Source organism: Agromyces cucurbitae, assembly GCF_058349945.1.
In genome coordinates, this window is sequence record NZ_JBYRES010000004.1 from 438,986 (window position 1) to 450,603 (window position 11,618).

At 69.2% G+C, this 11,618-nt stretch carries 10 protein-coding genes; 4 read left to right on the forward strand and 6 right to left on the reverse strand.

What is annotated here, in order from left to right:
- Nucleotides 1-52 precede the first annotated feature (52 nt).
- From AC3RJ6_RS16570 to AC3RJ6_RS16595, 6 genes are all read right to left on the reverse strand, one after another.
- Nucleotides 53-1,369: an ABC transporter permease gene (locus tag AC3RJ6_RS16570; protein ID WP_491428205.1), complete on the reverse strand. Its 1,317-nt coding sequence runs from the start codon at nt 1,367-1,369 to the stop codon at nt 53-55.
- Nucleotides 1,366-2,646: an ABC transporter permease gene (locus AC3RJ6_RS16575; RefSeq protein WP_491428207.1), complete on the reverse strand. Its 1,281-nt coding sequence runs from the start codon at nt 2,644-2,646 to the stop codon at nt 1,366-1,368. Before AC3RJ6_RS16575 ends, AC3RJ6_RS16570 begins: the two co-directional genes overlap by 4 nt.
- Nucleotides 2,643-4,160, reverse strand: a complete 1,518-nt coding sequence (locus tag AC3RJ6_RS16580) for an ABC transporter ATP-binding protein (protein ID WP_491428208.1) — start codon at nt 4,158-4,160, stop codon at nt 2,643-2,645. The genes AC3RJ6_RS16575 and AC3RJ6_RS16580 overlap by 4 nt, the downstream gene beginning before the upstream one ends.
- A gap of 167 nt (nt 4,161-4,327) precedes the next feature.
- Nucleotides 4,328-5,437 carry a BMP family lipoprotein gene (locus AC3RJ6_RS16585; protein WP_491428209.1) on the reverse strand — a complete coding sequence of 370 codons (1,110 nt, stop codon included), beginning with the start codon at nt 5,435-5,437 and terminating at the stop codon, nt 4,328-4,330.
- A 185-nt stretch (nt 5,438-5,622) separates the two neighbouring features.
- Nucleotides 5,623-6,693: a BMP family lipoprotein gene (locus AC3RJ6_RS16590; protein WP_491428210.1), complete on the reverse strand. Its 1,071-nt coding sequence runs from the start codon at nt 6,691-6,693 to the stop codon at nt 5,623-5,625.
- Nucleotides 6,694-6,727: 34 nt separating this feature from the next.
- Nucleotides 6,728-7,846, reverse strand: coding sequence for a mannose-1-phosphate guanylyltransferase (locus AC3RJ6_RS16595; protein WP_491428211.1), 1,119 nt, complete (start codon nt 7,844-7,846; stop codon nt 6,728-6,730).
- Between the two features lie 171 nt (nt 7,847-8,017).
- On the opposite strand from AC3RJ6_RS16595, the gene sdhC reads away from it, so the two are divergent.
- From sdhC to AC3RJ6_RS16615, 4 genes are read left to right on the forward strand one after another with little or no spacing between them, the layout of a single operon-like run.
- Nucleotides 8,018-8,440 (forward strand): succinate dehydrogenase, cytochrome b556 subunit, encoded by a 423-nt coding sequence (gene sdhC, locus AC3RJ6_RS16600; RefSeq protein ID WP_491428212.1) that lies wholly within the window; start codon nt 8,018-8,020, stop codon nt 8,438-8,440.
- 11 nt (nt 8,441-8,451) lie between these two features.
- Nucleotides 8,452-8,901 (forward strand): succinate dehydrogenase hydrophobic membrane anchor subunit, encoded by a 450-nt coding sequence (locus AC3RJ6_RS16605; RefSeq protein WP_491428213.1) that lies wholly within the window; start codon nt 8,452-8,454, stop codon nt 8,899-8,901.
- Between the two features lie 7 nt (nt 8,902-8,908).
- The gene (gene sdhA, locus AC3RJ6_RS16610) at nt 8,909-10,717 is read left to right on the forward strand and encodes a succinate dehydrogenase flavoprotein subunit (RefSeq protein ID WP_491428214.1); all 1,809 of its coding nucleotides are present in this window, start codon (nt 8,909-8,911) and stop codon (nt 10,715-10,717) included.
- A 2-nt stretch (nt 10,718-10,719) separates the two neighbouring features.
- Nucleotides 10,720-11,490 (forward strand): succinate dehydrogenase iron-sulfur subunit, encoded by a 771-nt coding sequence (locus AC3RJ6_RS16615; RefSeq protein ID WP_491428215.1) that lies wholly within the window; start codon nt 10,720-10,722, stop codon nt 11,488-11,490.
- The last annotated feature ends 128 nt before the right edge of the window (nt 11,491-11,618 follow it).

The following is an 11,618-nucleotide window of genomic DNA, read 5'->3' on the forward strand; positions in this document are numbered from 1 at the left end:
TTCGAGATGGTGACGGATGCCTCGGGGCCGACGTCGGCCCCGAGGCATCCGGTCAGGACTTGATGTACGGTTTGCCCGCCGCAGCCGGCCCGCGGACCTTGCCGACGAGCCCGGCGACGGCGATGATCGTGACGACGTACGGCAGCATGAGCATGAACTCGCTCGGCACGGGCGAGCCGATCACCGAGAGCGTGTTCTGCAGGTTCGATGCGAAGCCGAACAGCAGCGCCGCGAGGGTCGCGCGGATCGGGTCCCAGCCGCCGAAGATGACGGCGGCCAGGGCGATGAAGCCCATGCCCGCGGTCATCTCCTTGTTGAAGGCGATGCCGTTGCCGAGCGTGAAGAAGATGCCGCCGAAGCCGGCGATGGCGCCCGCGAAGGCGACGTTCCAGAACCGGGTGCGGTTGACGTTGATGCCGACCGTGTCGGCCGCCTGCGGGTGCTCACCGACGGCGCGGAGGCGCAGGCCCCAGCGGGTGTGGAAGAGCCCGACGTAGACCGCCGCGACCGCGATGTACATGATGTACACGACGAGCGTCTGGCGGAAGAAGACCGGCCCGATGACGGGGATGTCGCTGAGCAGCGGGATCGGCAGTCGCGGGAAGCGCGGCGGCGAGTTGAGCACGCCGGCGTTGTTCGAGAGCACCTGCGAGAAGAAGAAGCTCGTGAGGCCCGTGACGAGCACGTTCAGCACGACGCCGACGATCACCTGGTCGACGAAGTACTTGATCGAGAACGCGGCGAGCACCATGCCCACGAGCATGCCCGCGATCATCGCGCCGACCGCGCCCGAGAGCAGGCCGATCCAGACGACGCCCGTCGACGAGGTCACGACCGATGCCGTCACCGCCGAGGTGAACGCGCCGGCGAGCAGCTGGCCCTCGATCGCGATGTTGATGATGCCGACGCGCTCGCCGAGCACACCGGTGAGCGCACCGAAGATGAGCGGCACCGAGAGGCTCAGCGCGCCGTACAGCAGGCCGATCATCGGCAGCGTCGCCCCCGCGCCGGCCCAGGTCAGGAAGCCGAACAGGAACAGCACCGCGAACACCACGGTGAGCCAGAGCGGCACTCGGCGCTTGGAGGCGACGAGCCAGATCGACACCGCCGTGATGGCGGCGAGCAGGACGATCACGGTCCACAGCGCCGGCATCGCGGGCACGGAGATGTCGGCGACCTTGATCGCGTCCTTGTCGGAGGCGACGAGCCGGTAGTTGGTGTTGCCCTCGCGCGGGGCGAACACCGCGAGTGCCAGGGCGACGAGCACGAAGACGGCGTAGGCGATCGGCGCCTTCCAGCTGACGACGACGGTCTTCGCGAGGGCGTCGGGCTGGGGCGAGACCGTGTGGTGCTCGGTGACGGTGCTCACTTCGCCGCCACCTCCTTCGTGACGATCGGGCGGGGTCGTTTCGGTGCCCGGGACGGGTCGGGCAGTCGGAAGATGGTGCGGACGAGCGGCGGCGCCGCGATGAAGAGCACGATGAGCGACTGCACCACGAGCACGATGTCGATCGGCACGCCCTCGGCGGCCTGCATCGAGTACCCGCCCGCCTTGAATGCGCCGAACAGGATGCCGGCGAGGAAGATGCCCCACGGCGACGAGCGGCCGAGCAGGGCCACGGTGATGGCGTCGAAGCCGACGCCCGCGTCGATGCCGGCGGTGAAGCCGGTCGTGACGGTGCCGAGCACCTGGCTGACGCCCGCGAGGCCGAGCAGTGCGCCCGAGATGAGCATCGCGTAGACGTACATCGACGGCACGTTGATGCCGGCGACGCGCGCCGCGTTCGGGTTCTCGCCGACGGCGCGGAAGCGGAAGCCGAGGCTCGACCGGCTGAGGATCCACCAGACCAGCACGGTCGCCGCGATCGCGAGGATGAAGCCGAAGTGCAGGTTGTACTTCGGGCCGAGCAGGTCGAAGAAGACCGCCGTCTCCTTCATGGCCGGCGTCTTCGGGTTCGACGAGCCCGGCGCCTGGAGCAGGCCCGGGGTGCGCAGCATCCACGAGACGAGGTAGAACGCGACGAAGTTGAGCATGATCGTGACGATCACCTCGTGCGCGCCGGTGCGCGCCTTCAGGAGGCCCGCGATGCCGCCCCAGAGGGCACCGCCGAGCAGGCCCGCGATGAGCGCGACGAGCATGTGCACGCCCCACGGCAGGTCGAAGCCGAACGCGACCCAGCCGGCGACCGAGGCCGCGATGAGCATCTGGCCGCGACCGCCGATGTTGAACATGCCGACGCGGAAGGCGAGGCCGACGCCCAGACCGCCCGCGATGAGCGGCGTCGCGAAGGTGAGCGTGTCGGTCAGCGGCTTGATGCCGTCGACGAACGTGTCGCGGCGGAAGTTGTAGATCGAGCCCTGGAAGAGCGCCGCGTAGGCGCCGGCCACCGAGTCCCAGATCGCGACGAACGTGTCGCCCGGGCGGGCGAAGAAGTAGACGCTCGCCTTCTGCACGTCTTCATTGGTGAAGGCGATCATGATCGCGCCGACGATGAGCGCGAGCACGACCGAGAGCACCGAGATGAGGGCGTTGCCGGTCGCGATCTGCTGCCACATGGTGTGCCAGCGCGAGGGCTCGGGCGCCCCGGCGGGAACCGTCGTCGTGTCCCTCGGGACGGCGCTGGTTTGAGGCTGGGGCTCGCTCATGCGACCGCTCCTTCTGCCGGCTGCTCGCCGGCCATCATCAGGCCGAGCACGTCGCGCGGGGTGTCGCCCGGCACGATGCCCACGACCTTGCCGCGATACATGACCATGATCCGGTCGGCGAGCGCCGCGACCTCGTCGAGCTCGGTCGACACGACGACGACGGGCACGCCGCGGTCGCGGGTCTCGACGATGCGCTTGTGGATGAACTCGATCGAGCCGACGTCGACGCCGCGGGTCGGCTGCGCCGCCACGAGCAGGCTCAGGTCGCGGCTGAGCTCGCGCGCGAGCACGACCTTCTGCGCGTTGCCGCCCGAGAGCTGGCGCACCTTCTCGTCGATGCCCTGGGTGCGGACGTCGAACTCCTTCACCTTGTCGCGGGCGAACTCGGCGAGCAGCCCGCGCTGGATGTTGCCGGCCTTCACGAACGGCGCACCGTCGGAACGGTCGAGCATGAGGTTCTCGGCGATCGTGAACTCGCCGACGAGGCCGTCTTCGTTGCGGTCTTCGGGGACGAACCCGACGCCGGAGTCGAGGATCTTGCGCACGCTCTCGGTCGTCAGCTCGACGCCCTCGAGCGCGATCGACCCGCGGACGCGCGGCTGGAGGCCGACGAGCGCCTCGGTGAGCTCGGTCTGGCCGTTGCCCTGCACGCCCGCGACGGCGAGGATCTCGCCCTTGCGGACCTCGAAGCTCACGTCGTTGACGACGAGCTGGCCGATGTGGTCGATGACGGTGAGCCCCGTGACGACGAGGGCCGCCTCACCGAGCTTCGGCGCGTCCTTCTGCACGGTGAGCTCGACGGCGCGGCCGACCATGAGGGAGGCGAGCTCGGTGTTCGACGCGGTCGGGGACGCCTCGCCGACGACCTTGCCGAGGCGGACGACCGTGATGCGGTCGGCGACCTCGCGCACCTCGCGGAGCTTGTGCGTGATGAACACGATCGACGTGCCCGAGGCCTTGAGCTGGCGCATGATCTCCATGAGCTCGTCGGTCTCCTGCGGCGTGAGCACCGCGGTCGGCTCGTCGAAGACGAGCACCCTCGCGTCGCGCGAGAGCGCCTTGATGATCTCGACGCGCTGCTGCACCCCGACCGGGAGGTCGTCGACGAGCGCGTCGGGATCGACGTCGAACCCGAACCGCTCGCTGATCTCGCGAACCCGTCGACGGGCCGCATCGAGGTCGAGGAACCCGCCGCCCTTGGTCGCCTCGTTGCCGAGCATGACGTTCTCGGCGACCGTGAATACGGGGATGAGCATGAAGTGCTGGTGCACCATGCCGATGCCGGCCGCCATCGCGTCGCCGGGCCCGGAGAAGTGCTGCACCTCGTCATCGAGGAGGATCTCGCCCTCGTCGGCCTGGTAGAGACCGTAGAGCACGTTCATCAGCGTCGACTTGCCCGCACCGTTCTCGCCGAGCAGGCAGTGGATCTCTCCGGCCTCCACGGTGAGGTCGATATGGTCGTTCGCGACCAGGCTGCCGAACCGCTTCGTGATACCGCGAAGTTCGAGCTTCATGTTCTGAATCCTAGTGAGCGCGCAGCATCTGCAGCAGATGCTGCGCGGATGTCGGCGACCCGTCTGCCGGCTCGCTCAGATGTTGGGGTCGGCGCGAATCGGCGCGACCGGGTGGAACGCAGATCGGGGAGGCCGGCGAACCGACCTCCCCGATCCGGTGTCTCGACTTACTCCTGGCCGGAGAGGTACGACTCGACCGGCACGTCACCCGAGATGATGGCGGCCTTCAGGTCGTCGAGCTCGCCCTGGAGCTCGGGCGAGACCTTCGACTCGAAGTCGTGGAACGGCGCGATGCCGACACCCTCGTTCTCGAGCGTGCCCACGTACGGAGCCGGGTCGAAGTCGCCCTGGCCGGCGGCGAGCACCGAGTCGTAGGTCGCCACGTCGATGCCCTTGAGGATCGAGGTGAGGATGAGGTCGGCGACCGAGGGGTCGGTCTGCGTGAGGTCGGCGTCGACGCCGACCATCGCGATGTCACGGCCCGAGTCGCGCACCGCGGCGGCACCCGACTGGTAGATCGGGCCGCCGACGGGCAGCAGCACGTCGATGTTCTGGTCGATGAGCGCCTGCGCGGTCTGGCGGGCCTGGTCGTTGGCCTCGAAGCCGCCGGTGAACGAGCCGTCCTGCTTGGCGCGGTCCCAGCCGACGACCTTGACGTCGGTGCCCTTCTCGCCGTTGTAGTAGTCGACGCCCTGGGCGAAGCCGTCCATGAAGATCGACACGGTCGGGAAGTTCATGCCGCCGTAGGTGCCGACGACGCCGGTCTCCGAGAAGTCGGCGCCCGCGTAGCCCGCGAGGAACGCGGCCTGGGCGGTGTCGAAGAGGATCGGCTTGATGTTCGGGGCGTCGACCTTGCCGTCGAAGTCGTTGTCGGCGGCGTCGTCGATGATGATGTACTCGATGTCGGGGTTCGCGAGGGCCGACTCGACGGTCGCGGCCGACAGCGCGAAGCCGACGGTCGTGATGACCGAGCAGCCCTGGTCGACGAGGCTCGAGAGGTTCGGCGCGTACTCGGTCTCGTCCTTCGACTCGACCGTGATCGCCTCGACGCCGAGCTCGTCGGCGGCCTTCGTGATGCCCTCGTAGCCGAGCTGGTTGAAGGACTTGTCGTCGAAGCCGCCCGCGTCGGAGACCATGCACGGCTGGAAGCCCTCGATGGCCTCGGCCGTCGGGGTGGCGGCCTCTTCGGGCGCGGATGCGCAGCCCGCGAGCAGCAGGGCGCTGCTGCCGAGCAGCGCGAGGCCGCCGAGCGCGGCCTTCTTGGTCGTGACCTTCACTGTGTCCTCCAAAAGACGCAAGACCCCGACCTTCGCGGGGGCTGATCGATGTCACGTTACCCAATGTTTCGTCGCGCGCCATGGGCTCGGCGGCATCGATCGGCCAATGGTTATGAATACGCGACATTCTGCTCATATGAGCAGAGGATCTGTGCCACGAACGGGGGTGAAGCGGTACCGGGGCCTCAGTCGTGCGACGGCGCGCTCGGCGAGTCGACGACGAGGTCGCCCGCGATGATCGCCTGGCGGAGGTCGTCGATCTCGCCGTCGAGCTCGTCGGAGACGAGCGGCGCGAGGTCGTGGTAGGGGGCGATCTCGACGCCGCCGTTCTCGAGCGTGCCGATGTACGGGTCGTTCGTGAACTCGTCGTCGACGACGTCGCCGACGATCTCGACCATCGCGTCCTGCGTGTTCTTGAGCACGCTCGTGAGGATGACCGGCCGGAAGTCGGCGTTCAGGGTCTCGTAGCCGTCGCTGTCGACCCAGATCACGGAGACGCCGTCGTGCTCGAGCGCCGCGGCGGCCGCACCCTCGCCGACCTGGCCGGCGACCGGCAGGATGACGTCGGCGCCCTGGTCGATGAAGCCCTGCGTGAGGGTCTTGCCCTTGTTCACGTCCTCGAAGTCGCCCGTGAACGCGCCGTCCTGCTTCGCCTTGTCCCAGCCGAGCGCGCGAACGTTCGTGCCGTGCTCCTCGTTGTACTTCGCGACGCCGTCGACGAAGCCGTCCATGAAGAGCGTCACGGGCGGCTGGTTGCCGCCGCCGAAGGTCGCGACGACACCGGTCGTCGAGACGCCGGCGGCGAGGTAGCCGGCCAGGAACGACGCCTGCGCGGTGTCGAACACGACGGGCTTGATGTTGTCGCCCTCGACGGTCTCGTCGACGATCGCGAAGTGCAGGTCGGGGTTCTTGCCCGCCTGGTCGGTCGTGGCCTCGGCGAGCTCCCACCCGACGGTCACGATGAGCTCGCAGCCCGAGTCGACGGCCTGCGCGACGTTCGGGGCGAGGTCGGTCTCGCCGGTCGAGACGATCGCCTCGGCCTCGATGCCGTACTCGTCCTCCGCGGCCTGGAGGCCCTCCCAGCTCGACTGGTTGAACGACCGGTCCTCGAGGCCGCCCGAGTTCGTGACCATGCGCGCGCACACGTCGCTCGCGGCGCCGGTCGGCTCGGCCTCGGGCGCGGTCGCGCACGAGGCGAGGGCGAGGGAGGCCGCGGCCGACGCCGCGACGAGGAGGAGACGCTGTGCCCGAGGCATCCTGATACCCGTTCTTCCGTGAGGTGGTGCGTGGTCAGAGCACGTCGCTCGAGCCGCCGAGCCGCAGTGCGTCGACGACCGCCTTCACGCGCTGGGCGTGCTCGCTCGTCGTGACCAGCAGCGCGTCGGGGGTGTCCACGACGACGATATCGCGGACCCCGATGAGGCTGATGACGCGCTTGGAGCGGCTCACGACGATGCCGCTCGACGCGTCGGCGAGCACTCGCGCGTGCTCGCCGAGGATGGCGAGCTCGCCCGAGCGGCCCGCGGTGTTGAGCTTCGCGAGCGACGCGAAGTCGCCGACGTCGTCCCACTGGAAGTGGCCGCGGATGACGGCGAGCCGGCCCGCCGCCGCGGCGGGCTCGGCGACCGAGTAGTCGATCGCGATCTTCTCGAGCCTCGGCCAGATGCGGTCGACCGCGGGGCCGCGGGTCGCGGGGTCGTCCCACGCCTCGGCGAGCTCGATGAGGCCCGCGTGCAGCTCGGGCTTGTTGCGCTCGATCTCGGCGAGCAGCTGGTCGGCCCTGGCGATGAACATGCCCGCGTTCCAGAGGTGCTTGCCGCCCGCGAGGTAGCGCTTCGCGGTCGCGAGGTCGGGCTTCTCGACGAAGCTCGAGACGACCTCGGCGTGCTCGGTGCCGGGGATGTCGAGGGGGCTGCCGCACTCGATGTAGCCGAAGCCGACGGCGGGCTCGGTCGGGGTGATGCCGATCGTCGCGATGTAGCCGGCCTTCGCCGCGGTCACCGCCTCGGTCACCGCGGCCTGGAAGAGCGCGTCGCCCGAGATGACGTGGTCGGCGGCGAACGAGCCGATCACGACGCCCGGCTCGCGCCGCTCGAGGACGGCGGCCGCGAGACCGATCGCCGCCGTGGAGTCGCGCGGCTCGGACTCGAGCACGATGTTCGCGTCGGCGAGGTCGGGCAGCTGCTCCTCGACGGCGCCGCGGTGGGCGCGACCCGTCACGATCATGATGCGCTGCTCGCCCGACAGCGGGGCGAGGCGGTCCCACGTGTCCTTGAGGAGCGTCTGCCCCGATCCCGTGAGGTCGTGCAGGAACTTGGGCGCGTCGGCACGCGAGAGCGGCCACAGCCGGGAGCCCACTCCCCCGGCGGGGATGATCGTGTAGAAGCCCTCGAGCGGTTCGTTCGGCATCCGAACAGGATAGCGGCGAGGCATCCGGGCCACCTGTTCGCCGCCGTGGCGAGCGGCTAAGGGTCGCCTCACCTGCACGGCGAGCGAGCCGGGTCTAGACTCGGAGCGGGCCGTCGTGCCCCTGCGCCCGCATGTCAAGGGCGCGTTTCACACAGCCAGGGAGGGTTGTTCATGCCAGAGACCTCGGCAGGAACCCTGACCGCACCCGAGAAGCCGGCGAAGCAGAAGCCGGGCGGCACGCTCTATCGCGGCCACGAGGGTATGTGGTCATGGGTGCTGCACCGCATCACGGGTGTCGCCATCTTCTTCTTCCTCCTCGTGCACATCCTCGACACGGCACTCGTGCGGGTGAGCCCCGAGGCGTACAACACCGTCATCGGCGCGTACCAGACGCCGATCATGGGCCTCGGCGAGGTCGCCCTCGTCGGCGCGATCGTGTTCCACGCCTACAACGGCCTGCGCATCATCCTCGTCGACTTCTGGTCGTGGGCCACGCGCCACCAGAAGGTGCTGTTCTGGGTCGTCGTCGCCCTCTGGGCGGTCACGATGCTGGCCTTCACCCCCCGCCACCTGATGAACGTCTTCGGCCACTGAGGGGGAGCGACATGACTGCGACCATCGAAGCACCCCGCACTCCGGCGCGCCCGGCCCGCAAGGGCGGCGCGAACCTCGAGAAGTGGGGCTGGATCTACATGCGCGCCTCCGGCGTGCTGCTGCTCGTGCTCATCTTCGGGCACCTCTTCACGAACCTCATGCTCGGCGACGGCATCCACGCCATCGACTTCGGCTTCGTCGGCGGCAAGTGGGCCGACCCGTTCTGGCAGTGGTGGGACGTGCTGATGCTCTGGCTCGCGCTCATCCACGGCGCGAACGGCATGCGCACGCTCGTGAACGACTACACGAACCCCGGCGCCGTGCAGAAGGTCCTCAAGGGGGCGCTCTTCGCCGCTGCCGCCGTGCTGATCGTGCTCGGAACCCTCGTCGTCTTCACGTTCGACCCGTGCCCCGCCGGCGCCCCGGCGGAGCTCCTCCCCAGCTTCTGCGCCGCGCTCTAGGAGACATGTGACCAGCGAGACCCACGCCGAGACCAAGGTCGTCGACGGCGTCCACTACCACCAGTACGACATCGTGATCGTCGGCGCCGGCGGCGCCGGGATGCGCGCGGCGATCGAGGCCGGCCCCGGCGCGAAGACCGCGGTGATCTCGAAGCTCTACCCCACCCGCTCCCACACGGGCGCGGCGCAGGGCGGCATGGCCGCGGCGCTCGCGAACGTCGAAGAGGACTCGTGGGAGTGGCACACGTTCGACACCGTCAAGGGCGGCGACTACCTCGTCGACCAGGACGCCGCCGAGATCCTCGCCAAAGAGGCGATCGACGCGGTCATCGACCTCGAGAACATGGGCCTGCCGTTCAACCGCACGCCCGACGGCAAGATCGACCAGCGGCGCTTCGGCGGCCACACCCGCGACCACGGCAAGGCGCCCGTTCGCCGCGCCTGCTACGCGGCCGACCGCACGGGCCACATGATCCTGCAGACGCTGTTCCAGAACTGCGTCAAGCTCGGCATCGAGTTCTACAACGAGTACTACGCGCTCGACGTCGTCATGACCGAGGTCGACGGCGTGCAGCAGCCCTCGGGCGTCGTCGCGTACGAGCTCGCGACCGGCGAGCTGCACGTCTTCCAGGCGAAGGCGATCATCTTCGCGACCGGCGGCTTCGGCAAGATCTTCAAGACGACGTCGAACGCGCACACCCTCACGGGCGACGGCGTCGGCATCATCTGGCGCAAGGGCCTGCCGCTCGAGGACATGGAGTTCTTCCAGTTCCACCCGACCGGCCTCGCGGGCCTCGGCATCCTCCTCACCGAGGGCGCGCGCGGCGAGGGCGCGATCCTCCGCAACGCGAGCGGCGAGCGCTTCATGGAGCGCTACGCCCCCACCATCAAAGACCTCGCGCCGCGCGACATCGTCGCCCGGTGCATGGTGCAGGAGGTGGCCGAGGGCCGCGGCGCGGGCCCCCACAAGGACTACGTGCTGCTCGACTGCACGCACCTGGGCGCCGAGGTGCTCGAGACGAAGCTGCCCGACATCACCGAGTTCGCGCGCACCTACCTGGGCGTCGACCCCGTCTACGAGCCGGTGCCGGTCATGCCGACCGCGCACTACGCGATGGGCGGCATCCCCACCAACAACAACGCCGAGGTGCTGCGCGACAACACCACGGTCGTGCCGGGCCTCTACGCCGCCGGCGAGTGCGCGTGCGTCTCGGTGCACGGCTCGAACCGCCTCGGCACCAACTCGCTGCTCGACATCAACGTCTTCGGCAAGCGCGCCGGCCGCAACGCGGTCGAGTACGTGAACTCGGGCGTCGACTTCCTGCCGCTGCCCGACGACCCGGCCGCCGGCGTGCGCGACCTGCTCGTGGGCCTGCGCGACTCGACGGGCACCGAGCGGATCGCCGCGATCCGCAAGGAGCTGCAGGACGAGATGGACCGCAACGCCCAGGTGTTCCGCACCGACGAGTCGCTCGCCCACGCGGCCGGCGTCATCGCCGGGCTGCGCGAGCGCTACAAGAACGTGGCCGTGCAGGACAAGGGCAAGCGGTTCAACACCGACCTGCTCGAGGCCGTCGAGCTCGGCTTCCTGCTCGACCTCGCCGAGGTCGTCGTCACGAGCGCCCGCAACCGCGAAGAGAGCCGCGGCGGCCACATGCGCGACGACTTCCCGAACCGCGACGACGAGAAGTTCATGCAGCACACGATGGCGTACCTGTCGGGTGACGCGCACTCGTCCGACGCGAGCGACCACATCCGGCTCGACTGGAAGCCGGTCGTCGTCACGCGCTACCAGCCGATGGAGAGGAAGTACTGACCGTGAGCACCGCCACGCTCGAAGCACAGCAGCCCGGCGCCTCGGCGTCCGACGCGATCCAGTCGTTCACGGTCACCTTCCTGATCCGTCGCTTCGACCCCGACGTCGACACCGAGCCGCGCTGGCAGGACTTCGACGTCGAGATGTACGCGACCGACCGCGTGCTCGACGCGCTGCACAAGATCAAGTGGGAGCAGGACGGCTCGCTCACGTTCCGCCGCTCGTGCGCCCACGGCATCTGCGGGTCCGACGCGATGCGCATCAACGGCCGCAACCGGCTCGCGTGCAAGACGCTGATCAAGGACCTCGACATCTCGAAGCCGATCTACGTCGAGGCGATCAAGGGCCTGCCGCTCGAGAAGGACCTCATCGTCGACATGGAGCCGTTCTTCGCGAGCTACCGCGAGGTGCAGCCGTTCCTCGTCGCGAACACGACGCCCGAGGCCGGAAAAGAGCGCGTGCAGTCGGTCGCGCAGCGCGCGATCTTCGACGACACCACGAAGTGCATCCTCTGCGCCGCGTGCACCTCGTCGTGCCCCGTGTTCTGGACTGACGGCCAGTACTTCGGCCCGGCCGCGATCGTCAACGCGCACCGCTTCATCTTCGACTCGCGCGACGACAACGCGCAGACCCGCCTCGACATCCTCAACGACAAGGAGGGCGTGTGGCGCTGCCGCACGACCTTCAACTGCACCGAGGCGTGCCCCCGCGGCATCGAGGTCACGAAGGCCATCGCCGAGGTGAAGCAGGCCGTCATGCGCGGCAAGCCGTAACCACGCTGCATCCCTGAACGGGGCCGGTCGCCTGAGGCGACCGGCCCCGTTCGCGTCTGCCCGTTCAGAGGGCGCATTTCCGCAGCCCGAGGGACGGATGCCGCCGCCGGATCGCGGAAATGCACCCC